This window comes from Caballeronia sp. dw_276, assembly GCF_018449635.1.
Lineage (GTDB): Bacteria > Pseudomonadota > Gammaproteobacteria > Burkholderiales > Burkholderiaceae > Caballeronia.
Window position 1 is genome coordinate 564,757 of the sequence record NZ_JAAVUV010000001.1, and the last position, 21,604, is coordinate 586,360.

26 protein-coding genes are annotated in these 21,604 nt (G+C 59.0%); 15 read left to right on the forward strand and 11 right to left on the reverse strand.

Translation table 11 applies throughout. The features are described from left to right. From HB633_RS02555 to HB633_RS02565, 3 genes are read right to left on the reverse strand one after another with little or no spacing between them, the layout of a single operon-like run. Entirely contained in the window at positions 1–1,077 is a 1,077-nt protein-coding gene (locus HB633_RS02555) for an MSMEG_0568 family radical SAM protein (RefSeq protein ID WP_213776476.1), read from the reverse strand. Further along, the gene (locus tag HB633_RS02560; protein WP_213776477.1) at positions 1,070–2,089 is read right to left on the reverse strand and encodes a Nit6803 family nitrilase; all 1,020 of its coding nucleotides are present in this window, start codon (positions 2,087–2,089) and stop codon (positions 1,070–1,072) included. Before HB633_RS02560 ends, HB633_RS02555 begins: the two co-directional genes overlap by 8 nt. 31 nt (positions 2,090–2,120) lie before the next feature. Beyond that, positions 2,121–2,603, reverse strand: a complete 483-nt coding sequence (locus tag HB633_RS02565) for an MSMEG_0572/Sll0783 family nitrogen starvation response protein (RefSeq protein WP_056365868.1) — start codon at positions 2,601–2,603, stop codon at positions 2,121–2,123. A 423-nt stretch (positions 2,604–3,026) separates the two neighbouring features. Here HB633_RS02565 and HB633_RS02570 point away from each other — a divergent pair, with 423 nt between their 5' ends. The 3 genes from HB633_RS02570 (at position 3,027) to HB633_RS02580 (ending at position 6,024) form a co-directional block, all read left to right on the forward strand. After that, the gene (locus tag HB633_RS02570) at positions 3,027–4,418 is read left to right on the forward strand and encodes a PLP-dependent aminotransferase family protein (protein ID WP_213776478.1); all 1,392 of its coding nucleotides are present in this window, start codon (positions 3,027–3,029) and stop codon (positions 4,416–4,418) included. A 45-nt stretch (positions 4,419–4,463) separates the two neighbouring features. Then, a complete protein-coding gene (locus HB633_RS02575) occupies positions 4,464–5,255 on the forward strand; it encodes a CDP-diacylglycerol diphosphatase (RefSeq protein ID WP_255580704.1) in 792 nt (263 codons plus the stop codon). A 61-nt stretch (positions 5,256–5,316) separates the two neighbouring features. Further along, a complete protein-coding gene (locus HB633_RS02580; protein WP_346730249.1) occupies positions 5,317–6,024 on the forward strand; it encodes an aspartate/glutamate racemase family protein in 708 nt (235 codons plus the stop codon). Between the two features lie 2 nt (positions 6,025–6,026). On the opposite strand, the gene HB633_RS02585 is transcribed toward HB633_RS02580, so the two are convergent. The 5 genes from HB633_RS02585 to HB633_RS02605 all read right to left on the reverse strand — a co-directional run bounded on the left by HB633_RS02585 (position 6,027) and on the right by HB633_RS02605 (position 9,005). Then, on the reverse strand, positions 6,027–6,365 hold the full coding sequence (locus HB633_RS02585; RefSeq protein ID WP_213776479.1) for a hypothetical protein: 339 nt from the start codon (positions 6,363–6,365) through the stop codon (positions 6,027–6,029). A gap of 107 nt (positions 6,366–6,472) precedes the next feature. Further along, a complete protein-coding gene (locus HB633_RS02590) occupies positions 6,473–7,753 on the reverse strand; it encodes an aspartate carbamoyltransferase (RefSeq protein ID WP_213776480.1) in 1,281 nt (426 codons plus the stop codon). 42 nt (positions 7,754–7,795) lie between these two features. Beyond that, entirely contained in the window at positions 7,796–8,215 is a 420-nt protein-coding gene (locus HB633_RS02595) for a secondary thiamine-phosphate synthase enzyme YjbQ (protein WP_213776481.1), read from the reverse strand. A gap of 102 nt (positions 8,216–8,317) precedes the next feature. Continuing rightward, a complete protein-coding gene (locus HB633_RS02600; protein WP_213776482.1) occupies positions 8,318–8,638 on the reverse strand; it encodes a DUF4148 domain-containing protein in 321 nt (106 codons plus the stop codon). A 97-nt stretch (positions 8,639–8,735) separates the two neighbouring features. Further along, positions 8,736–9,005 (reverse strand): DUF4148 domain-containing protein, encoded by a 270-nt coding sequence (locus HB633_RS02605; RefSeq protein WP_213776483.1) that lies wholly within the window; start codon positions 9,003–9,005, stop codon positions 8,736–8,738. A gap of 276 nt (positions 9,006–9,281) precedes the next feature. Between HB633_RS02605 and HB633_RS02610 the strand changes: the two genes are divergently transcribed. The 5 genes from HB633_RS02610 to HB633_RS02630 all read left to right on the forward strand — a co-directional run bounded on the left by HB633_RS02610 (position 9,282) and on the right by HB633_RS02630 (position 13,222). Next, entirely contained in the window at positions 9,282–9,998 is a 717-nt protein-coding gene (locus tag HB633_RS02610) for a transcriptional regulator (RefSeq protein ID WP_213776484.1), read from the forward strand. Positions 9,999–10,125: 127 nt separating this feature from the next. Further along, positions 10,126–10,644, forward strand: coding sequence for an RNA polymerase sigma factor (locus HB633_RS02615; protein WP_213776485.1), 519 nt, complete (start codon positions 10,126–10,128; stop codon positions 10,642–10,644). Then, positions 10,641–11,495: an anti-sigma factor gene (locus tag HB633_RS02620; RefSeq protein ID WP_213776486.1), complete on the forward strand. Its 855-nt coding sequence runs from the start codon at positions 10,641–10,643 to the stop codon at positions 11,493–11,495. The genes HB633_RS02615 and HB633_RS02620 overlap by 4 nt, the downstream gene beginning before the upstream one ends. 93 nt (positions 11,496–11,588) lie before the next feature. Then, a complete protein-coding gene (locus HB633_RS02625; RefSeq protein ID WP_213776487.1) occupies positions 11,589–12,686 on the forward strand; it encodes a catalase family peroxidase in 1,098 nt (365 codons plus the stop codon). Then, positions 12,683–13,222 (forward strand): cytochrome b, encoded by a 540-nt coding sequence (locus tag HB633_RS02630; RefSeq protein WP_213776488.1) that lies wholly within the window; start codon positions 12,683–12,685, stop codon positions 13,220–13,222. The genes HB633_RS02625 and HB633_RS02630 overlap by 4 nt, the downstream gene beginning before the upstream one ends. A 20-nt stretch (positions 13,223–13,242) precedes the next feature. Here the strand turns inward: HB633_RS02630 and HB633_RS02635 are convergent, their stop codons facing one another. Beyond that, a complete protein-coding gene (locus HB633_RS02635; protein WP_213776489.1) occupies positions 13,243–14,298 on the reverse strand; it encodes a trypsin-like peptidase domain-containing protein in 1,056 nt (351 codons plus the stop codon). Positions 14,299–14,491: 193 nt separating this feature from the next. On the opposite strand from HB633_RS02635, the gene HB633_RS02640 reads away from it, so the two are divergent. The 6 genes from HB633_RS02640 to HB633_RS02665 all read left to right on the forward strand — a co-directional run bounded on the left by HB633_RS02640 (position 14,492) and on the right by HB633_RS02665 (position 19,841). Beyond that, positions 14,492–15,532, forward strand: coding sequence for an aliphatic sulfonate ABC transporter substrate-binding protein (locus HB633_RS02640; protein WP_213776490.1), 1,041 nt, complete (start codon positions 14,492–14,494; stop codon positions 15,530–15,532). 107 nt (positions 15,533–15,639) lie between these two features. Continuing rightward, positions 15,640–16,644, forward strand: a complete 1,005-nt coding sequence (locus HB633_RS02645; RefSeq protein WP_213776491.1) for a sulfonate ABC transporter substrate-binding protein — start codon at positions 15,640–15,642, stop codon at positions 16,642–16,644. Between the two features lie 129 nt (positions 16,645–16,773). Further along, positions 16,774–17,922: an FMNH2-dependent alkanesulfonate monooxygenase gene (gene ssuD / locus HB633_RS02650; RefSeq protein ID WP_213776492.1), complete on the forward strand. Its 1,149-nt coding sequence runs from the start codon at positions 16,774–16,776 to the stop codon at positions 17,920–17,922. 14 nt (positions 17,923–17,936) lie between these two features. Further along, positions 17,937–18,728: an aliphatic sulfonate ABC transporter permease SsuC gene (ssuC, locus tag HB633_RS02655; RefSeq protein ID WP_213776493.1), complete on the forward strand. Its 792-nt coding sequence runs from the start codon at positions 17,937–17,939 to the stop codon at positions 18,726–18,728. A 53-nt stretch (positions 18,729–18,781) separates the two neighbouring features. After that, on the forward strand, positions 18,782–19,555 hold the full coding sequence (locus HB633_RS02660) for an ATP-binding cassette domain-containing protein (RefSeq protein WP_346730254.1): 774 nt from the start codon (positions 18,782–18,784) through the stop codon (positions 19,553–19,555). A gap of 70 nt (positions 19,556–19,625) precedes the next feature. Further along, positions 19,626–19,841 carry a molybdopterin-binding protein gene (locus HB633_RS02665; protein ID WP_056365821.1) on the forward strand — a complete coding sequence of 72 codons (216 nt, stop codon included), beginning with the start codon at positions 19,626–19,628 and terminating at the stop codon, positions 19,839–19,841. Between the two features lie 69 nt (positions 19,842–19,910). On the opposite strand, the gene HB633_RS02670 is transcribed toward HB633_RS02665, so the two are convergent. Together HB633_RS02670 and HB633_RS02675 are read right to left on the reverse strand one after the other, a co-directional pair. Next, a complete protein-coding gene (locus tag HB633_RS02670) occupies positions 19,911–20,714 on the reverse strand; it encodes a MetQ/NlpA family ABC transporter substrate-binding protein (protein ID WP_213776494.1) in 804 nt (267 codons plus the stop codon). A gap of 146 nt (positions 20,715–20,860) precedes the next feature. Further along, positions 20,861–21,076, reverse strand: coding sequence for a hypothetical protein (locus HB633_RS02675; protein ID WP_213776495.1), 216 nt, complete (start codon positions 21,074–21,076; stop codon positions 20,861–20,863). A gap of 287 nt (positions 21,077–21,363) precedes the next feature. Here HB633_RS02675 and HB633_RS02680 point away from each other — a divergent pair, with 287 nt between their 5' ends. Then, complete coding sequence (locus HB633_RS02680; RefSeq protein ID WP_213776496.1) at positions 21,364–21,579, forward strand: hypothetical protein; 216 nt, start codon at positions 21,364–21,366, stop codon at positions 21,577–21,579. The last annotated feature ends 25 nt before the right edge of the window (positions 21,580–21,604 follow it).

The window sequence follows — 21,604 nt, forward strand, 5'->3', positions numbered from 1 at the left end:
TCAGACCTCGTAGGAAGACAGTGACGAACACGCGCCGCATTTGCCGCATCCCGCCTTGATATCGCCGGAACGCATCCCACCTGCGGAGACCATTGCACCGAGCGGTTGCAGCACGGACTTCATGAATTCGGGCGAGGGCGCCGGATGATCTTCAAGCGGCGTGCCGCTGATCGGCACGAACGGGACCACGAACGGATAGACGCCGATGTCCACGAGTTCACGCGAGATCGAAAGAATCGCTTCAGCCGTATCTCCCAGTCCCGCGAGAATGTAGGTGCTGACCTGTCCGCGTCCGAACACGGCGACGGCCGCCTTGAACGACTCCATGTATCGCGAGATCGGCACGCTCGCCTTGCCGGGCATGATCTGTTCGCGCAGCGCGGGCGTCACCACTTCGAGATGCATCCCCAACGTATCGATACCGCTTGCACGCATGCGCTCGAACCACTTGTCGTCGTCGGGTGGTTCGCATTGCGCTTGTATGGGCAGGTCGACGGCTGCCTTGATTGCGAATGCACTCTCGCACAAGATCTGCGCGCCGCGGTCTTTTGTCGGCGGCGTACCTGTGGTGAGGACCATGTGCTTGACGCCATCGAGCAGGACCGCCGCGCGCGCGACTTCCGCTAGTTGCTCGGGCGTCTTGCGCGCGATCGTCCGGCCTGCCGCAAGCGACTGACCGATCGCGCAGAACTTGCAGGTCTTCTTGCGGCTCTCGTATCGAATGCAGGTTTGCAGCACTGTCGTCGCGAGCACGTCGGACCCGTGTAACGTCGCAATGTGCGAGTACGGTACGCCGTCGAAGGTTTGCATCGCGTAAAAGCGTGGCGCCTTCGGGAAGCTGATATTTGCTATCGGGATCGAGCCACGCAGCAACGCGCTGCTGCCGCTCGCATCGGGAGCGGACGCCACGAACGGCGAATTCCACGCCGTGTTCGTGTGCACCGGAACCATGATGGTCACGCCGTCGATGGTCACCGCTTTATGATCCGACGGTCCTGCGCCGCCACGGCGGCTCGCCACGCTCACGCCCGCGCCGGGATCCGCGAGACGCAAGCCCGTCGATTGCAGTTCAGTCATCAATTGCCGGCTCGTGGCCGACATTGTCTCGCTCGCGTTCGCGTTCAAGATGCTTTTCCCCGGTTGAAGGTGAGAAGGGGTTCATGGGCGCCGACGTGACTGCGGGGCGGTCGTTGATCGCAAGGCTCAACAGTTCCGGCCGTGCGTAGTGGCCAACTGAATCCATCATGCGTTTGCGTTTGGTGATCAAGGACATGTCGAGGTCCGCGATCACCAGACCTTCTCCTTCGCGCAACGGCGGCGCGAGGTGCTGGCCTTCCGGCGAGATGATCGCGGTGTTGCAGCCGCCACGAAGCGCCTTCTGCAAGCCGGGCTCCTTCGTGATGGATTCGATCTGTGATTCGGTCAGCCATCCCGTGGAATTGACCACGAAACAGCCGGATTCCAGCGCGTGATGCCGGATCGTCACCTCGATCTGTTCGCCGAAGATGGGACCCACGAGCGAGCCGGGAAACTGGCTGCAATGGATCTCTTCGTGTTGCGTCATCAGCGCGTATCGGGCGAGCGGGTTGTAATGCTCCCAGCAAGCCAGCGCGCCCACTTTTCCGATGCTCGTTTGCGCCACTTTCAACCCCGACGCATCGCCCATGCCCCAGATCATTCGCTCATGAAACGTCGGCGTGATCTTGCGGCGCTTGAGAAGCAGCTCACCGGTGGTATCGAAGATGAGTTGTGCGTTGTACAAACTGCCGTGATCACGTTCGTTCACGCCGAGGACGACGACCATGCCGTGACGGCGCGCCCGTTCCGAAACCGCATCCGTCACCGGGCCGGGCACGACGACGGCTTCATCGTAGAGGCGCATGTGTTCTGCACCCGATGCAACCGGCGCCCGTACAAACGAAAAGTACGGGTAGTAGGGCAGGAAGGTCTCGGGAAACACGATTAGCTGCACGCCTTGGCGCGCGGCGTCGTCGATTGTCGCGAGGACCTTGTCGAGCGTTCCACCGGGCCGTTCGAGGTCCGGCGAAATCTGGACCGCGGCGGCACGGACGATTCTCTTGTCGGGCATGGTCATTCCGTGGTCGATGGAGTCGGCGTGCTCAGACGGTCCACGTGTTGATGATCAACGCGCCGTCTTTCCGATGCAGCAACTGGATATCAAGCACGTCGAGCGGGCTGATCGGCTTGATGCCCTCGATCAGCGACGCTTCGCCCTGTCCATAAAGCGCCTGCAATGCAAAGCGGCATGCGTAGACCTTGCCGCCTTCTTCCATGAACTTCTGGATCTGCTTGTTGAAGTTCAGGTGACCAGGGAATGCTTCGTCGCCGAGCGTGGGGAAACCGCGTTGCAGTCCGAGCGTCACGCCGGGACCGTAGAGCAGCACCGACGTCTCGAAGCCTTTGCGCAACAGCCGCGTGGCCTGCAGCAGGTTCACGAAGCCGATCGAGCCTTCGAACGCGACCGTATGAAACGTCACCAGCGCCTTCTCGCCCGGGGCGGCCTTGACGTCCTCAAAGACCTTCTCTTCATAGTCGACAAGATAATCGCCTTTCTTGTGCATCGGGATATTGACGGCAGGCATTCTAATCTCCATTAAATAGACGATTTAATACATCGATAATCCTGGGCATCCGGTTTTTTAATGGGATGCCGACATGCTGCTTGCAAACTCAATAATGCAACCGTCGTGCCATTGAATCGCTGCGTCAATGCGATCAACACCCGATCATTCAAACGATCAGCACTTGAGACGCTCGTAAATTTTTTTCGAACAGACCGTCAAAGCCTTGTCCAGTCTGAATTTGGCGTTGAGCCGGCATCGGGGACGCACCAACTGTGCGTGGTTTTGTTGGTGCAACGGCTCGTTGCTGGTGCAATAAACACTCAATACGTGCATTAATAGACGGCTGAAGCAATCTCCATACGATCATTCGATGCGATCAATTTGTTTTATTCGAAGATATCGTGCTATCGTTTTTTAACGCGTTTTAATCAGAGATCGTTCATGACCAGTCTTACTCATCACTGGATCAGAAAACTTACGGAAAGCCGCAAGCCGGCATATTTGCTGATTCCGGAGTTAATCGAAGAAGATCTGGCGAGCGGACGCTTGCGTCCGCGAGACCGGCTGCCCGGTTTGCGCGATCTCGCCGATGAACTCCAGCTCAACTACACGACCGTTGCGCGCGCCTATGCCGAAGCGCGCAAACGAGGTCTGCTCGACTCGCGCGCGGGCAGCGGAACGTTCGTGCGCGGCCGGACCGCGACGTTGCCGTTATCGGGCGGCAGCAGTGTCGAGATGACCATGAACATGCCGCCCGAACCTGCCGAGCTGGCCGCACGATTGCGCGACTCAGCGGCGCGGCTGTTCGCGGCAACCGATCCTTATCGCTTGTTGCGGTATCAGGATTTTGGCGGGACGCCCGACGATCGCGCAGCCGGAACAAAGTGGCTCAAGCGCCGTTTCCACGATTGCGACGAAGACAAGGTGCTCGTATGTCCGGGCATTCATAGCGCGCTCGTGGCGCTGGTGTCGCAGCTCGCGCGGCCGGGTGGCACCATCTGCCTCGATACGTTGGCGTATCCCGGCATCAAGGCGATCGCTGCACAACTCGGCGTGCGGTTGCAGGCGCTCGCACGCGACGACGATGGTCCGCTCGCGCATGCGTTCGAAGCGCTCTGCAAAAGCGACAAACCGAGCGCGTTCTATTGCAACCCGACCATTCAGAATCCGAGCACGGTCACGCTTTCGTCGAAGCGCCGCGAGGCGCTGGCGGACGTTGCATTGAGATACAGCGTGCCGATCATCGAAGACGATGCATACGGCATGCTGCCCGTGAACGCGCCCGACGCGATGGTTTCGTTCGCGCCGGATCTGACCTACTACGTGACGGGTTTTTCGAAGAGCTTCGGCGCAGGGCTTCGGGTTGCATACATTCGCGCGCCTTCCGCACGGCGGGCACAACACCTTGCCGGTGCATTGCGCGCTACAACGGTAATGGCAAGTCCATTCACCATGTTGCTCGCGACCCAATGGGTCGAGGACGGCACCGCCGCTCTGATGCTCGATGCCATTCGGACCGAGTCCGCTGCACGGCAGGCAATTGCAGCGCGTGTGTTATCGAAGTGGACGTTCGATGCCGATCCCGCCGGCTTTCATTTCTGGATGCCGATCGATCCCGTATGCGGATGGCAAGCGTCCGAGCTTGCCTTGCAGTTGCGTTCGCAGGGTATAGGAGCGGTATCGGCGACGGCGTTCGCGACCGATGGCAATCCGCCCGAAGCCATCCGCGTTTGTCTTGGCGGACCGAAAAATCTGGAAGAATGCGAAGACGCGCTGAGGTTGATCGCGGATACGGTCGAACATCCACATCACCTGCATTTGCCCGTCATGTGATGTTGCGCGAAGCGTGTCAAGCAGACGTAACGCCCGCTTGTTACGATGCAGCCTTTCGTCCCGACAGTTCGCCCCATGTGGAACCTCTCGTTCTTTCGCTTGACGATGGCCGCGCTTGCGGCTGTGTTCCTGACAACGGCGTGCGCCGGCAATCCCAATGCGTTATGGCAGATCGTTCACAACTCGTGCGAACCGGCCGCGCGTGGAGCGGACGTGCCGCAAAAATGTATCGATGTCGATGCCGCTCAAGGCTATGCGGTGCTCAAGGATCTCAACGGTATCGCCCAGTATTTGCTGATCCCGACAAAACGCATTGGCGGGATCGAAAGTCCTGAGCTGCTAGCGGCGGATTCACCGAACTACTGGCGTGCCGCGTGGGAAGCCCGGCGTTTCGTGAACGCGAAACTCGGCGAGGAATTGCCTCGTGACGAAGTTTCGCTCGCGATCAATTCGACCAGGGGGCGTTCGCAGAATCAGTTGCATATCCATATCGATTGCCTCGCGCCCGATGTCGTGAACGCATTGCGCGAACAAGCGCCGAAGATCGGCACGCAATGGACTGCGTTCCCGACGCGGCTGCGCGGACATGTGTACAGGATCATGCGTATCGATGACCCAACGCTCGATTCCGTCGATCCGTTCAAGTTGCTCGCGGTGGATGTAGAAAAGGAGGGCGAAAGCATGGCGGACCAGACGCTGCTGCTGACCGGCACGACCACGCCCGATGGCAGGCCCGCGTTTTTCCTGCTCAACGATCATGTGCGTTTCACGCAAGGCGACTTTGCATCGTCCGAAGAGTTGCAGGACCACAGTTGCGCGATTGCACGCAAACGCTAGCCGCGCGCTGCGCTTCGTTGCACTATGTCGGTTCGACTAACCAGAACGGCAGGGCAGCAGCATGACCACGATGAGAACCATCGGCATGATTGGCGGTATGAGTTGGGAATCGACGGCCGAGTATTATCGATTGATCAATCAGGATGTCCGCACGCGGCTTGGCGGACTGAACTCGGCGCAAGTGTTATTGCATAGCGTGAATTTCGCGCCCATCGAGCGCCTGCAACGCGACGGGCAATGGAACATCGCCGGCATCCGGCTCAGCGAGGCCGCGCGTCATCTGGAAGCGGGCGGTGCACATTGCATCGTGCTTTGCACGAACACCATGCACCTCGTCGCGCCGCAGATCGCCGCTTCGGTGTCGGTGCCGTTTTTGCATATCGTGGACCCAACGGGCATCGAGGCGAAGAGGGGCGGGATCCGAAAAGTCGGGTTCATCGGCACGGCGTTTTCAATGCGCGAAAGTTTCTTCCGCGACCGGCTGGAAGAACGGCACGGGATTTCCACCATTGTTCCTGAAGCTGCCGAGCAGGCGGTCATTCACGACATCATCTATCGCGAGTTATGCCTGGGCGTTGTGAAGGAGGAATCTCGCAATTTGTATCGCGATGTCATTCACGGATTGGCTGCGCGCGGCGCTGAAGCAATCGTACTGGGATGCACGGAAATCATGCTGCTGGTGAAAGCAGAAGACAGCCCCGTGCCTCTGCTCGATACCACTACGCTGCACGCTCGCGCTGCCGTGGACTTTTCGCTGGCGCAATCCTGAATTCAGTGCTCGCGCCTGTGCGTGAACATTCGCGGGCGCACGGCCTCGATCACGGCTTCGGGCAAGACCTGATGCAATGTACGCACGGTGAAATCGAGGTCTTCCATCGCTACGTCGAATACGAGCCGGAGGTCGTCGTGATCGCGCGATGCCTGGCTGACGTACACGCCCAGCGGTGAATGAAACAGGCGGCGAATGCGTTCTCGCGCTGCTTCATCCTGCTTGCTGCGAAGCACGGCCGACAGATGAACGCGTGAAACACACGGCGACGCAACGCTTTCCCGCTCCGCCGATTTTCCGCTGGTTGCCGAGCCGACGATTCTTTCGAGTACAAGGTTCATGATGCTGCAAGCTCCTCTGTTCGGGATGACTTGCAGCGTATCTTTTTGCACGTAAACGGCGCGTTAAAATTTTCGACGCCGCCATATAAATCGCTTAGGTTGTTTGTTCAGTCGATGCCGTGAAAGACGGCATCGTCCGGACCAATGTAGGCAGGCGCCTTCCACGCGGCGTCGCGCATGGAATGCTGGACTTGCCGCTCCACGCCCAGCAGCACCGCGAAAATCGCCATGCGCACGGGGATGCCGTTATCTGTTTGCCGGAAAATGGCGAGCCTGGGATCGTGGTTGAGGTCGGTGCTCAGGTCGTTGGCGCCGGGGCGGCCGTCACGTGGCAGCGGATGCATGATCAACGTGTCGGGACCACACACGCTCTCGACCAGCGCCTGGTTGATCTGAAAGTCCGGCGTATAACCTTCGATGGACTCATCGGCGAAACGCTCTTTTTGAATGCGGGTTGCGTACACCACGTCCGCGCCTTTCAAGCCGGCGTGCAGGTCGCTGGTCTGCTCGACGACATGGTCGCCGCGCGTGATCTGATCGAGGATGGACGCAGGCATTTCAAGCGATGCCGGCGAGATCAACGTGAATTTCAGCCCGCGATACAGCGCCAGCAACTTCGCCAGCGAATGGACCGTGCGACCGTACTTGAGGTCGCCGACCATTGCGATATGCGAGCCATCGACAATCTTGCCCACCCGTGAAAATTCGCGCTGGACGGTATAGAGGTCGAGCAGCGCCTGACTCGGATGCTCGCCGGGGCCGTCGCCCGCGTTGATCACCGGAACGTTGGTGGCGCGAGCGAATTCTGCAACCGATCCTTTCTCGGGATGGCGTACGACGAGCGCGTCCGCATAACCGCTGATCACGCGGCTGGTGTCGTAGATGGACTCGCCTTTTGCCATGGAAGAAAACGTGAAGCCGGTCGTGTCGCAAACCGAACCGCCCAGCCGGCAGAACGCCGCGCCGAAACTCACGCGCGTTCGGGTGCTGGCTTCGAAGAAAAGGTTGGCAAGTACCGCACCTTCCAGGACGCGCGTGATTTTTTGGCGGCGCGAGATGGGTTGCATGGTGTCCGCTACCTGGAATAACGCTTCAACCGAGTCACGCGAAAACTGATCGACTGAAAGCAGGTGCGGGCGGCCTTCATGCAATATGGAAGGCGACTGTACGCGTTGCGTATATTCGTCGCCGGCGGGCGTCCGTTCCAGGATCTCCATCACATAGCGGCTCGCAATCTCGGGCATTGCACGGGATTCCGCGGATTCATCGGGAAGGAGCCAGGTGTCGAGCGCGCGTCGCGCTACGCCAATCCTGTTCGCGAACGCATCACGCGTCATGTTCAGCCGTCGCATGGCATCGCGAAGAAGGGTTTGCTGTTGGAGATGCATGTCGGACGCTCCAGAGATAATGTACGCGCTGCGTATATTAAATCACTCGCCGAAAAGGTGCAATACGACCTCGCGTCTATGCGAAATGCTGCGGTGTTCGAATATGTAGATGCCTTGCCAGGTGCCGAGGACCATGCGGCCGCCGCTGACGGGAATTGAAAGCTGGACTTGGGTCAGCGCGGTGCGCAGATGTGCGGGCATGTCGTCGGGACCTTCCGCGTCGTGGACATAGCGACCCGGCGCTTCCGGCGCAATCGTCTCGAAGAATTGTTCGAGATCAGTGCGAACGTCGGGATCGGCATTTTCCTGTATCAGCAATGACGCCGACGTATGCCGGAGAAACACGGTAAGCAGCCCGGTTTGGATGCCTTGCTGGTCGATCCAGCCGCGGATGTCGCGGGTGATTTCGTGCAGACCGCGCGTGCGCGTGGTCACGCTCAAATGATGGAGCGCCTGTTTCATGCCGATGTCTCCAGAGGAAAGTGGGCGACGGGAGAAAGTCGTCGCGCTAGCCTCCGGAGTTTAGCGGCTCGTGCAAAGTAGCACAGGCGGGGCTGCTCATGCTTAATGACCGAAGTAGATCGATTGCGTTACTTGACTCGGTGCAAAGTCTGCGCGCGAGCCCGATGCCGCCATGCTGCCAGTATTCGATCCATACGACGTTGCCGCGACGCCTTGTTGAGCCCAAACCTTTTGTTCGGCGGCCTGGATGTCCTGCGGGTAATTGACGTCTTCACCGCCCGGGCTATAGCCGGCCTTTTCAAGCTGGACGAGTTCCGCTTTGACCTGAGCGCGTGTCACGGGACCGTTGCTTTGAGCAAACGCGAAAGCCGGTGCTGCCAATGCCGACGAAAGAACCAATGCAGAGATAAGGAATTTTTTCATGATGACCTCAATAAAGTTAGTGATCCGATGTATTTAGCCAGTTGCTACGGTTGTTGCTCGTACTGCGTTCAAGGATTCAGTAGCGAAATGCGCTTCTTTAGTTTGCTTCGCTGGTGCTCGCCGGCGTCGTGGTGTTCGCTACTGCATTGTTCGCCTGCTCTTCTGCAAGACGCGTTTGTTGTTCTTCAAGTTGATGCGCGAAGATCGGATTGACGTCGGGGTAAGAGGTATCCGTCACGAAATCGCGGCCATCTTTCTGCGCTTGAACCAGTTCCTGATAGACCTCTGCGCGAGTCTTTGTTTGTGCAAATGCATTCGCTGAAGCGATCGTCGCAATGGCGACGACGGCAATGGCTAGAACTTTCATTTTGCTTCTCCTGAAAAGTTGTGTTTTGTTGCTGTGTGCAATGGAGAGAACCCGGGAAAGGGCAGGGATATTCCCCGGAAAGCCGATTATTTTTTCAGCGAAGAAAATTTGGATCTGAATGGAATAAGCCGTTATGGATTGTGTTTACGCGCTCAGGGACGCTTTCATTTTCCGCCCGGCGGGTATTTCGGTGCGACGCTTTAAACAATGTGCAGACGGAATAAACTGCCCATAACCGTGTTTGCCCCTATACCGACGGCAATTTTTCAATCGATCATGTCCATAGCAAAACCACCTTCGGAATTCCGGCTCTCCGAGTCTGATGTCCAGGCTTACGCCGACGGCATGCTCGATCCGAAACGCACCGCCAGCGTCCAAAGCTATTTGAAAGACCGGCCGGATGAGGCGCAGCGCGTGGCGTTCTACGGGCGCATCAACCAGCAGATGCAAAACGCTTTTCATGACCCCGCCGACGAAGCGCCCTCACCCAGATTGGCTCCGCGTGTGCCGAAACGGCGAATCATGAATGGTTTGATCGCCACCGCAGCCGCGCTGGCGCTCGTCGCAGGCGGGCTTTTCGCATTCGACATCTCCGATTCCACGCTCGATAATGCGTCGATGATGGCGCTCGAACAGGCGGTCGCGGCGCAGGACAGGGCGACCGGTGCGAGTGCTTATGTAAGCTCGACGAAGGCTTTGGCGGATGCGCCGAACCTGTACGTCGTGGGATTTCATCCGGTGGCGCGCCGTGAAATGTCGTTGGGGCCGTTTACATCGGCGACTGAATATGTGTATCGGAACGCGATGGGTGAGGCGGCGGTGCTGCTCGTCGCTCCGGGGATCATGACGAAGCCGCAGCCGCAATGGAAAGCAAATCGGGTAGGCGAAACGCGTTTGCTGGCGTGGACTTCGGGCGGTAAGCGCTATGTGCTTGCGGGTCGAGCGAACACTCGCGGACTGATGCGCGCCGCGGACCTGATGACGGGCAATTGAACCTTGTGTTTGAAATAAAAACCGCCGGGTGTCGGGAATAACCTGCGAACCACGGTGTTAGCCCATCATTCGCAGCGGCGTTTTCAGGTTCAGCGCCTGCACAAGCTTACAAAATGAGGGAAGGCCGATGGGCGTCCGTGACGAGTTGATGGAACATGTGCCGCGATTACGCCGCTATGCGCGAGCGCTGATCAACAATCGCGATCTCGCGGACGATCTGGTCCAGGACACGCTTGAACGCGCGCTCCGGCATACGGAAAAATTCCAGACCGGCACGGATATGCGCGCGTGGCTTTTCACGATCATGCACAACGTCTTCGCCAATCAGGCACGTCGGGCAGGCGTAAAAGCGGTACACATTTCCGTCGATGACGAGAACATCTCCGAACGTGAATTCTCGGTCGCCGGTACGCAAACACAGTCGCTCGAAGTGCGCGATCTCGACTTTGCGTTGCAGCGCTTACCGCTCGACCAGCGTCAGGTCGTGCTGCTCGTCGGACTCGAAGAAATGAGCTATGCGGATGTCGCGCAAGCGCTGGAAATTCCGATCGGGACCGTCATGTCGCGGTTATCGCGCGGACGTGAGAGGTTGCGCGCGCTGATGGCAGGCGCCCAACCCGGCGCTAAATTACAGGTGGTGCGATGAGCGAACAACAAACACCCATTACCGAAGACGAGATCCACGCGTATGTGGACGGGTCGCTGGCGGAACATCGTCGCGAAGAGATCGATCGGTTGCTGGAACACGACGAAGGTCTCGCGACCAAGATCAGCGATTATTTCTCGCTGAACAGCATGTTCCACGATCGCTACGACCGCGTGTTGAGCGAGCCCGTGCCGCAACGTCTGTTGCCGCCTGAGCGCCGTCGCTGGCGCGATGCCGCCAACTGGCCGCAGTTCGCCGGCATGGCCGCGGCGCTTGTCATAGGCGTGGGCATTGGCGTAGGCGGGATGATGAGCAACGTCGGCGGCCACGCGCTGATGCCCGGCAGCGGCGGCGACGGACACGTGCAACGTGCGAGCTTTACGCCTGGCGAATCATTCGCTCGCCAGTCCGCCGTGGCGCATGTCATGTACGCGCCCGAAGTGATGCGGCCGGTTGAAGTAGGCGCGGATCGCGAGCAGGAACTGGTGACGTGGGTATCGAAGCGGCTTGGTACGGACGTTCGTCCGCCAATTCTTACGCGCGTCGGCTTCGAGCTGATGGGCGGCCGTCTGCTGCCCGGCGACGATGGTCCGGTCGCGCAGTTCATGTATCACGACGCAAAGGGCGAACGCATCACGTTGTGCATCTCGCATAGAAAGATCAGCTCGGATACCACCGCGTTCAAGCTGTATCAGGATGGTTCGGTGAACGTGTTCTACTGGATCGACGGTGATTTCGGTTACGCGGTTTCTGGAGCAATTGATCGCAAGGTATTGCTCGAACTGTCCCACGACGTGTACTCGCAATTGACGCAAATGGGCGACGTCAAACCGCAGACATCCACGCAATAAAAAATCTGCCATATGGCGCCGACGTAATAAGCCGGCGCCATAGTCGAACGCAAGAGCAACCCTGATTAATCAGGATATCGAATTAAAAAGACCATGAATAAAAATCCTCTATCTCCGGATCGGTATCGCTCGCGGCAACCGGTTCCGTTATTCCGGCTTGCGGTCATAGGGGCAGTCGTAGCTGCAATGGGTGGCGCTTTTGTCTATGCGTCCGGCTTTGCCGCGCCTCAACGCCTGACGCCGCAACGCATAGTCAATACGTTCGAAGCGAACGCGGGCGTTCATCCGGGATTTCGCCGCAATCATGCAAAGGGCGTATGCGTGCAGGGGTATTTCGAGGGTAACGGACAGGCCTCCGATATTTCTAGCGCGAGCGTCTTCAAGACAGTCCGTACCCCGGTTGTCGGCCGCTTTGCGATTCCCGGCAGCACTCCGTCAGCGGCTGATGCGAGCGTGCCGGTGCGCAGTCTCGCGCTGGATTTCAGGTTGCCAGACGGTCAGCAATGGCGCACCGGCATGAACAACACGCCGGTGTTTGTCGTCAATACGCCGCAGGCTTTTTTTGCACAACTGGTCGCGTCGCAACCAGACCCCGCGACCGGCAAGCCCGATCCCGCAAAGCTCAAGACCTTCTTCGCCGCGCATCCGGAGACCCAGCCGTTTCTTGCGTGGATTAAGGATCATCCCGCGTCATCGAGCTTCGGAAACGCCGCGTACTACGGTATCAACGCGTTTCGCGCTGTCGATGCAAACGGCAAGACACATTTCATCCGTTGGTCCGTGGTGCCCGAGACGCCATACGCACCCGTGACCGCCGAGCAAAAGGGCACGCATGATTTCCTCGATACCGAGTTGCGCGATCGCCTCGCAAATGGTCCGCTGCGCTGGCATCTCGTACTGACCGTCGCCAAGCCGGGTGACGTGACCAACGACGCGACCCAGGCGTGGCCCGACGACCGGCCGCATATAGATGCGGGCACGCTGGTTATCGAGCGCGAAACGCCACAGGCCGATGGCGATTGCCGCGATATCAACTACGATCCGACCATTCTTCCTGCCGGCCTCAAGCCGTCCGACGATCCGCTGCTGGCCGCCCGCTCTTCGGCTTATGCCGTCTCTTATAATCGCCGCACGCATGAAGAAGCGCATGGGTCGGCATCCGCTCAGGCATCGACACGGAATATTCAATGAGCGTCGCACATAAACATTTCAGCCCCGCCGCCCGGTTTCTTCACTGGCTGATGGCGCCGCTCGTCATAGCGATGTTGTTCATCGGCGTGGGGATGGTGGCCACATTGTCGTCATGGCACCAGACGTTGCTTGCGATTCACAAGCCGCTTGGCATCGTAATTCTCGTACTGGTGATCGTGCGGTTGATCGTTCGATTAACGCGTCGCACGCCGCCTTTGCCCGATGACATGCCGCACTGGCAGCAATACATCGCCCATCTTTCGCACTGGGTTTTCTACGCGTTGCTCTTCGCGATGCCTCTGGTCGGCTGGTCGATGCTTTCGGCCGGAGGGTTTCCTATCCACCTGTTCGGATCGGTTTATCTGCCGCCGATCGCACCGCAAGGCGTGCGCCTCTACGCATTCTTGCGTTCAGCGCATACGGTCCTTGCCTTGCTGCTGTTCGCGACTTTTCTCGCGCATCTCGGCGCGGCCATGTTCCATGGCCTGATCAAACGCGACGGCGTGTTTTCGAGCATGGCGAGAGGCCGCGACTGAACGCGGCATCGTAGAAAAGGTTAAGCCGCTTGCTCAATCGGCGTGACTTCGAGCTCGAGTTTCTGCGCGCCGCGCAGCACGGTGACGTTCACGACCCGGTCGATCCGCGTTACATCCAGCGTCCGCTGCAAGCTGTCGACGCTGTCCACAGGCAATGCGTCGATAGCAACGATCCGGTCGCCGGTGCGTAGTCCGCCGATTGCTGCGGGACTCGTTTTCACCACTTCCATAACATGCACGCCGCTCGCCGATGGCAAGCCAAAGTAGCGCTGCACGCGCCGCGAGATGGGCGACGACGTACCCGCCACGCCTATATACGCGCGCCGCACGCGCCCATGCGCGAAAAGCTGCATGATGACCCACTTGGCGGTATCAATAGCCGTGGCGAACGAGATCGCCTGCGCGCCCGCGATGATCGCCGTGTTCACGCCGATCACCTGCCCAGCCGAGTTGATCAGCGGACCGCCTGAGTTGCCGGGGTTCAGCGCTGCATCGGTCTGAATCACGTCGTAGATCATGCGCCCCGAATTGGATCGCAACGAACGCCCGAGCGCAGAGACAACGCCGGTCGTAACCGTCTGCACGAGGCCAAGCGGATTGCCTACCGCGATTGCAATTTGTCCCACGCGAAGCTTTCCCGACTCACCGAGTTCCACGTGCGGCAAAGCTTCGGCCGAGCCGATACGCAGTACGGCGAGGTCGCTGTCGGGATCGTCGCCGACGAGATCGGCGTCGAATGTGCCACCGTCCGCGAGCGTCACGCGGATATGCGTGGCGCCGTGCACGACGTGGCTATTAGTCAGCAGATAACCATCGGGCGTAAAGATAAATCCAGATCCGGTTCCACCTTGCCCGCCGCGCGGATGCGCGCCACGCGGATTACGCCCGTTGGCGCCGCCCGGCACGCGCCGTTCGACTGAAATAAAGGCAACCGCTTGCTGCACTCGCTCGAGCGCGCCGACGACCGTGCGCGAATAGGCGTCGAGCAGTGCTTCGTCACCGAGAGGAGTCGAGAGGGTGGCGGCCTCGGCAGCGCCGCGCGAAAGATCTTCGATGAATTTGGGACGGCTTCCCATGATCGTGCTCCGGATAAATGGAATATGAGATGCGGGATAACGCCGCTGATTTCAAGCGGCGTCCAGACACCCTCGCTTAAGCAATCCGTCAGCATTTTCAATGCAATCGATATCAGGAATGATCGTTTAGTCGCGCGCGCGTGCGTTGCTAACATGATCGACTGGTTTCTTTTCCTGCTCCATTCCCATTTCCATGAAAATCCTTAACCGCCTTGTCGCTGGCTTTGCGATGGCGCTGCTGGCTTCCACTGCCATCAACGCGGTTGCACAGACGCCATCGGGAACCCCGATCAAATTGCGCGTTGGATTTCAGAAATCCTCCACGCTGATTGCGATTCTCAAGGCGCGAGGAACCCTGGAAAAGGCGGTCGAGCCGCTGAACGTGCGCATAGAGTGGAGCGAGTTTGCGAGCGGTTTGCCGCTTACGGAAGCGCTTAATGCGGACGCCGTGGATATTAGTGCCGATGTTGCAGATACGGTTCCGGTCTTTGCTCAAGCCGCAAATGCGAACTTCGTTTATGTCGCGCAGGAAACTCCGTCGCCTTCGGCGCAGGCAGTGATTGTTCATCGCGATGCACCCATTCATTCCCTCGCCGATCTGAAAGGCAAGCGCATCGCTGTTACCAAGGCCGCTGGCGTCCACTATCTCTTGCTGGCCGCGCTCGCCCGCGCGAAATTGACGCCCGCCGACGTCAAGATCAGCTATCTCGCACCCGCCGATGCGCGCGCAGCTTTCGAGCGCAATGACGTGGACGCATGGTTTGCGTGGGACCCTTACGTGGCATCGGTGGAGCTTGATCCGGGCGCACGCGTCCTGATTCGTGGCGACGGCCTCGCGTCCTATCAGCGTTATTACCTGGCATCGGCGCCGTTCGCGCAGAAGTATCCGCAGATCGTCGATATCGTCTTCAAGCAACTGGTTGAAGCAGGTGTCTGGACCAAGGCGCATCCTCAAGACGCGGCGAAGATCCTCGCGCCGGTGTGGGGACTCGACCAGGCGACCGTCGAGCGCGCGAATTCGCGCCGGACGTACGCGGTCCGCGCGGTCGTGGCGAAGAATTTCGGTGAGCAGCAAGCCATATCGGACAGCTTCTATCAGGCGAAGCTCTTGCCCAAGCCCATCGATACCGCCAGCGCTCTAGTATGGGACTTTGCATCGCGTAAAGCTGTCACGGCAAGCACCGCAAGCTCCGCGAATACCGTCGCCGCTGAGGGTGTCGCCAAACAACCTTAGCCAATTACCGATCATCAAACCTGATTTGCCGAACCGCCCGCTGTCGCCGGCGGTTTTGCTTCACATGAACGTGCTTTATTCATCGAACCAGTCCGGGACGCATCCACATGCCTGACCACGAATCGCCTGCTATTCCATCGCGCCGTAGCGCATTGCTCAAACTCGCGGCGATTGGCGCGGGCGCAACCAGCGCCCTGACCGGCGGCGCGGCCTTGCTAAGCAGCCAGCCGGCGCGCGCCGAGGGCTCGGAGAAGGTGTTTCGTATCGGCTATCAGAAGTACGGCAATTTCGTCGTTCTGAAAGCCCGCGGCACGCTCGACAAGCGTCTCGCCGCGCAAGGCGTGACAGTGCAATGGCTTGAATTTCCGGCCGGCCCGCAATTGCTGGAAGGCCTCAATGCAGGCGCTGTGGATGCGGGTACCGTTGGCGAAACGCCGCCGATCTTTGCGCAGGCGGCGGGCGTTGATTTCGTCTACGTAGGCAACGAGCCGCCCGCGCCGCAAGGCGAGGCTATTGTCGTGCAGCAGGCATCGCCAATTCGCTCCGTAGCGGACCTGCGCGGCAAGAAAGTGGCTTTGAACAAGGGTTCGAACGTCCATTACCTTCTTGTTGAAGCGTTGAAGAACGCCAAGCTTTCTTACGGGGATATCCAGCCGGTCTACCTCGCTCCGGCCGACACCCGTGCAGCGTTCGTGCAAGGCAGCGTTGATGCCTGGGTGATCTGGGATCCGTATCTCGCCGCAGTGGAACGTCAGGCAAACGCGTGCGTGATTGCCGATGGTACGAACCTCGTGCGCAATACGCAGTATTACCTCGCAACGCGCAAGTTCGCGACAGCCCAGCCGCTTCTAGTGCGTGCGCTGCTGGAGGAACTGGATCACGTCGATCAATGGGGGCGCGACAACGTACCCGATGTCGCAAAGCTCTTGTCCCCCTTGGTCGGACTCGATGCACCCACGCTCGAACGCGCGCTGAAACGCGCGGCATATGGCGTGCAGCCGATCACGCCGGAGACGATCGCGTATCAACAGCAAATAGCGGACGTTTTTACCGACCTCAAGCTGATTCCCAAGAAGTTGACGGTCGCCGATGCGCGCTGGAACGTCGGCTGAGACGCATAAGCAGAATTGGCGAGAACCTTAGCTCAAATAAATCGTTCATGGGAAAAGTGCGCGTCGATAAGATGATTTATCGGAACGGGCGCTAAAGCTCGACTCAACTTGCAAGGCAGGAGCACGACAATGAATGTTTTCTGGTTCATTCCAACCCACGGCGACAGCCGTTACCTCGGCACCACGCAAGGAGCTCGCGCAGCGGATTACGACTACTTCCGCCAGATCGCGGTCGCTGCCGACACGCTCGGCTATGAAGGCGTCCTGCTGCCGACGGGCCGTTCCTGCGAAGACGCATGGGTTGTCGCTTCGAGCCTGATTCCCGCGACCAAGCGCCTCAAGTTTCTGGTGGCGATCCGCCCGGGCTTGAGTTCTCCGGGGTTGTCGGCACGCATGGCTTCGACGTTCGACCGCTTGTCGAATGGACGTCTGCTGATCAATGTCGTGACGGGTGGCGACCCGGTCGAACTGGCCGGCGATGGTGTGTTCAACGACCACGACACGCGCTATGAAGTCACCGACGAATTCCTGAGCATCTGGCGCGGTCTGCTCGAGTCGTCGCATGAAGGCGGTTCCATCGACTACGAAGGCAAGCATCTCACGTCGAAAGGCGGCAAGGTGCTTTATCCGCCGGTGCAAAAGGCGCATCCGCCGCTGTGGTTCGGCGGTTCATCGCCCGCTGCGCACGAGATCGCAGCTGATCATATCGATACCTATCTGACCTGGGGTGAGCCGCCCGCCGAAGTCGAAAAGAAGATCAGCGACATCCGTCGCCGTGCCGCCGATAAAGGCCGCAAGATCAAGTTCGGCATTCGCTTGCACGTGATCGTGCGCGAGACGGAAGAGGAAGCGTGGGCGGACGCGGACAAGCTCATCAGCAAGCTCGACGACGAAACCATCCAGCGTGCACAGGCATCGTTCGCAAAGATGGATTCGGAAGGCCAGCGGCGCATGGCTGCATTGCATGGCGGCCAGCGCGACAAGCTCGAAGTCTATCCGCATCTATGGGCCGGTGTCGGCCTGGTGCGTGGTGGCGCGGGTACGGCGCTTGTCGGCAACCCGGAGCAGGTCGCGGGCTTGATGAAGGAATATGCGGCGCTCGGTATCGACACGTTCATCTTGTCGGGCTATCCGCATCTGGAAGAGTCGTATCGATTTGCGGAACTCGTGTTCCCGCTGCTGCCGCGCAATCAGAAAGAGCGCGCATCAGGTCCGTTGTCGGGACCGTTTGGCGAGATCGTGGGTACGTCTTATTTGCCGCGTGCATCGCAAAGCTGAAACGGGGAAGCAGAATGAACGGATCATTTCTTCGACGCGTGGGCGTGCAGGCAGCACCCTGGCTCGTGCCCATCCTGATCCTGCTTGCATGGGAGCTTGCGGCGCGAACGGGCGGCCTGTCGTCGCGTGTCCTGCCTGAGCCGCTCGCAGTCGTAAAGGCCGCGTGGGAGCTGATCCAGTCCGGCGACATGTGGGCGAACGTGAAGGTCAGCGCATGGCGTGCGTTGACCGGCTTTGCTATCGGCGGCGGGATCGGTTTTGTGCTCGGGCTGGGTACAGGCCTCTTCAAACCGGCCGAAGTCGCGCTCGATTCGACCGTGCAGATGATCCGCAACATCCCGGCGCTGGCCATGATTCCGCTGGTGATCCTGTGGTTCGGCATCGGCGAGGAAGCAAAGTTGTTCCTCGTTGCGCTCGGCGTGTTTTTCCCGGTTTATACGAATACGTATCACGGTATTCGTTCTGTCGATGCCGACCTGATCGAAATGGCCCGCAGTTACGGCCTTTCCGGCTTTGCGTTGTATCGCGACGTGATATTGCCGGGCGCACTGCCGTCCATTCTCGTGGGCGTGCGGTTTGCCTTCGGCCTCATGTGGGTGATGCTGATCGTGGCGGAAACGATTTCGGCGCAATCGGGTATTGGCTATATGACAATGAACGCCCGCGAATTCCTGCAGACCGATGTGGTCGTGGTCGGCATCCTGCTCTACGCGCTGCTCGGCAAGCTTGCCGACATGCTCGCCAAGTCCATCGAACGCGCCACGCTGCGCTGGCATCCTGCGTATCAGAAGGGAGCAAAATCGTGACATCAGTTCTTTCATCGGGCAACGTTGCGTTTGCCAACGACGAACCGCGTGTCATCACGCGTGAACGTACGCCGACACCTCCCTCGCCGCGCTCGAATCCAACCGATATGGCTGTCGCGCTTCAGGGCGTCGACAAACACTTCGGCGCTCGCAAGGTCCTTTCCAATTTTGATTTCGCTATCGAGCGCGGCAGTTTTGTATCGATAGTCGGACGCAGCGGTTGCGGCAAGTCCACGCTATTGCGCCTGATCGCGGGGCTTGAAAAAGCGACGGGCGGTGTCGTGCGTCGTAACGCTGCTGAAGGTTCAAGCGAATTGCAGACACGCATCATGTTCCAGGACGCGCGTCTGTTGCCGTGGAAAAGCGTGCTGCAAAACGTGATGCTCGGCTTGCCGAAATCGTCGCGTGAGGATGCCCGCGCAACGCTTGCCGAAGTGGGCTTGAGCGCGCGCGAAGGCGATTGGCCTGCGCAACTATCGGGCGGTCAGCGTCAGCGGGTGGCGCTGGCGCGCGCGCTCGTGCATCGGCCGGATTTGTTGTTGCTGGACGAACCGCTGGGCGCACTCGACGCGCTGACGCGCATCGAAATGCATGCGTTGATCGAGCGCCTGTGGCGCGAGCATGGCTTCACGGCTCTTCTGGTCACGCACGACGTTCAGGAAGCGGTGGCGCTGGGCGAGCGCATCGTTCTGATCGAGGACGGCAAGATTTCCTTCGATGCCGCCATCTCGCTCGCACGTCCGCGTTCGCGCACGGCGGAAGGTTTCGCCGAACTGGAGGAGCAGGTTCTGTCACGCGTGCTGAAGCATGGCGCGCAGGTCAGCTAGACCCCTTGCTCATCAAAATTTGCCGATGTCGACCGGCCCCGGCATGACTCATTCAAACAGGGAGCATCACATGGGCATTACAGCAATCAACGTACGTAACCAGTTCAAAGGCCACATCAAGGAAATCATCCGCGGCTCGGTGGTGTCCGAGGTCGATGTGGAAACCCCGCACGGCATTGTGACCTCGGTGATCACAACGCGTTCGGTCGATGAGCTCGAACTGAAGGTTGGCAGCGAAGTCATCGCGTTCGTCAAGTCGACTGAAGTTTCGATTGCGCGGCTTTAAAATCGAGCGGCTCGAATGCAAAAGGGGCGAACCGAGGTTCGCCCCTTTTGCGTTTAACGCTTATTCAGTTCAGAAAGCCGGAATGATCGAGCCTTTGAACTGCGTATCGATGTAGTTCTTCACATCCTTCGACTCATAAGCCGAGACCAGCTTTTTGACCCAGGGTGCATTGCGATCTTTCTCGCGCACGGCAATCAGATTCGCATACGGACCTTTGAGGTCTTCAATCGCGATTGCGTCCTTGGTCGGCGACAAGCCGGCTTTCACCGCGTAGTCCGTGTTGATGGATGCAGCGGTGAGGTCGTCCAGCGAACGCGGCAACTGAGCCGAGTCGAGTTCGACCAGCTTGATGCCCTTCGGATTTTCAACCACGTCCAGCGGCGTTGCGTTCACGCCATCCTTTCCAACGCCGGCCTTCAGCTTGATCACGCCGTTCTTCTGCAGCAGCAACAGCGCGCGATTCCCGTTCGACGGGTCGTTCTGAATGCCGACCTTGGCGCCTTGCGGCAGATCCTTCAGCGACTTGATTTTCTTCGAGTAGAAGCCCATTGGCGCGACGTACGTCAGGCCAACATTGACGATCTTGTAGCCGCGCTGCTTGATCTGGCTGTCGAGGAACGGCTGGTGCTGGAAGCCGTTCGCATCCAGGTCGCCTGCGTCGAGTGCAGCATTGGGCTGGATGTAATCGTTGAATTCGATCACCTTGATCTTGAGGCCTTCGCGTGCTGCGACCTTCGATACTTCGGTCCAGATCTGCGCGTCAGGACCACTCATGGTGCCAATGCGCAACGGCGCGTCTTCAGCGTGTGCGGTTCCGAAGACGGCGCCAAGCGCGGCAAAGGCGACGCTTGCAATGATAGTTCTACGATGCATGTTGAAACTCTTTCTGGTTAGCAGGGCCGCATCGTCTCACGACTTGCGCATTGATGGAACGAATCTGTTTTCATGTGGTTATGCAAATTCGAAAGGTTGCGTAAAGGCTCGCCCTAGGCTCGCCCCAGGCTTGCCATGGGCTCGCTTCACGCACGCGGCAGGCGCCGGTTATCGATCCACATGCGCGCCCAGCGCGCCGCATAGGCCACGGCGAGATCGGATTCGAAGAAGTAGTCAAGCGCGTCGAATACATACGCGCGTTTTTGCAGCGACACTTCGTCCTGAATGACCAGGTTTGCTGCGAACAGACCGCTGGGAAGCGGCTGCGCGGCGGGAGCGACTTCATAGCCCTTGTAATGCATGCTTGTTTGACCTCCGGTCTTCAATGCAATGGAACGCATGAGGCCAGATTAACCAGCGCCGCTTGCCAAGGGAAACAAGCAATTCGCAGAAGCAATGCCGCACGTGGAGGGAATAGGAAAGAAGCAAATGTTGTGAAGGTCTTGCGCGCGATTCCGACCTTAGCTACCGAATGATCGGCAGATATAGAAATGAATAAAAGATGGTATCCGCCTGATTAACTTTCGCCTACCTTATAACGGCGGTGGTTGTAATGCGACGCACCGGCCAGCGTTCAAGGAGAACAGCGATGTCCGAACAGAAAGCCATTTTCAGGAGTTGGGGCAGTGAAGTGCTGCGTCAATGGCGCGCCCGGCGATTTGCTGCTGCGAGCCAGGCGAGAGAAACAGCGCGCGAGCCGTACCATCTCGAACGGATCGCCTCATGTGCGTGCAGTGGTTATTTTCATATGGGGTATGTGGTGGACTCTTTCGTATTCACCCCGGAGCTGCCGTTCAAGGAATGACGCAATCGGCCCGCATTTTGAATGA

Bases quoted from the DNA above. Each gene is read 5' to 3' on its own strand.
- HB633_RS02555 (WP_213776476.1), bottom strand. From the start codon at position 1,077: ATGACTGAACTGCAATCGACGGGCTTGCGTCTCGCGGATCCCGGCGCG.
- HB633_RS02560 (WP_213776477.1), bottom strand. From the start codon at position 2,089: ATGCCCGACAAGAGAATCGTCCGTGCCGCCGCGGTCCAGATTTCGCCG.
- HB633_RS02565 (WP_056365868.1), bottom strand. From the start codon at position 2,603: ATGCCTGCCGTCAATATCCCGATGCACAAGAAAGGCGATTATCTTGTC.
- HB633_RS02570 (WP_213776478.1), top strand. From the start codon at position 3,027: ATGACCAGTCTTACTCATCACTGGATCAGAAAACTTACGGAAAGCCGC.
- HB633_RS02575 (WP_255580704.1), top strand. From the start codon at position 4,464: ATGCAGCCTTTCGTCCCGACAGTTCGCCCCATGTGGAACCTCTCGTTC.
- HB633_RS02580 (WP_346730249.1), top strand. From the start codon at position 5,317: ATGACCACGATGAGAACCATCGGCATGATTGGCGGTATGAGTTGGGAA.
- HB633_RS02585 (WP_213776479.1), bottom strand. From the start codon at position 6,365: ATGAACCTTGTACTCGAAAGAATCGTCGGCTCGGCAACCAGCGGAAAA.
- HB633_RS02590 (WP_213776480.1), bottom strand. From the start codon at position 7,753: ATGCATCTCCAACAGCAAACCCTTCTTCGCGATGCCATGCGACGGCTG.
- HB633_RS02595 (WP_213776481.1), bottom strand. From the start codon at position 8,215: ATGAAACAGGCGCTCCATCATTTGAGCGTGACCACGCGCACGCGCGGT.
- HB633_RS02600 (WP_213776482.1), bottom strand. From the start codon at position 8,638: ATGAAAAAATTCCTTATCTCTGCATTGGTTCTTTCGTCGGCATTGGCA.
- HB633_RS02605 (WP_213776483.1), bottom strand. From the start codon at position 9,005: ATGAAAGTTCTAGCCATTGCCGTCGTCGCCATTGCGACGATCGCTTCA.
- HB633_RS02610 (WP_213776484.1), top strand. From the start codon at position 9,282: ATGTCCATAGCAAAACCACCTTCGGAATTCCGGCTCTCCGAGTCTGAT.
- HB633_RS02615 (WP_213776485.1), top strand. From the start codon at position 10,126: ATGGGCGTCCGTGACGAGTTGATGGAACATGTGCCGCGATTACGCCGC.
- HB633_RS02620 (WP_213776486.1), top strand. From the start codon at position 10,641: ATGAGCGAACAACAAACACCCATTACCGAAGACGAGATCCACGCGTAT.
- HB633_RS02625 (WP_213776487.1), top strand. From the start codon at position 11,589: ATGAATAAAAATCCTCTATCTCCGGATCGGTATCGCTCGCGGCAACCG.
- HB633_RS02630 (WP_213776488.1), top strand. From the start codon at position 12,683: ATGAGCGTCGCACATAAACATTTCAGCCCCGCCGCCCGGTTTCTTCAC.
- HB633_RS02635 (WP_213776489.1), bottom strand. From the start codon at position 14,298: ATGGGAAGCCGTCCCAAATTCATCGAAGATCTTTCGCGCGGCGCTGCC.
- HB633_RS02640 (WP_213776490.1), top strand. From the start codon at position 14,492: ATGAAAATCCTTAACCGCCTTGTCGCTGGCTTTGCGATGGCGCTGCTG.
- HB633_RS02645 (WP_213776491.1), top strand. From the start codon at position 15,640: ATGCCTGACCACGAATCGCCTGCTATTCCATCGCGCCGTAGCGCATTG.
- ssuD (WP_213776492.1), top strand. From the start codon at position 16,774: ATGAATGTTTTCTGGTTCATTCCAACCCACGGCGACAGCCGTTACCTC.
- ssuC (WP_213776493.1), top strand. From the start codon at position 17,937: ATGAACGGATCATTTCTTCGACGCGTGGGCGTGCAGGCAGCACCCTGG.
- HB633_RS02665 (WP_056365821.1), top strand. From the start codon at position 19,626: ATGGGCATTACAGCAATCAACGTACGTAACCAGTTCAAAGGCCACATC.
- HB633_RS02670 (WP_213776494.1), bottom strand. From the start codon at position 20,714: ATGCATCGTAGAACTATCATTGCAAGCGTCGCCTTTGCCGCGCTTGGC.
- HB633_RS02675 (WP_213776495.1), bottom strand. From the start codon at position 21,076: ATGCATTACAAGGGCTATGAAGTCGCTCCCGCCGCGCAGCCGCTTCCC.
- HB633_RS02680 (WP_213776496.1), top strand. From the start codon at position 21,364: ATGTCCGAACAGAAAGCCATTTTCAGGAGTTGGGGCAGTGAAGTGCTG.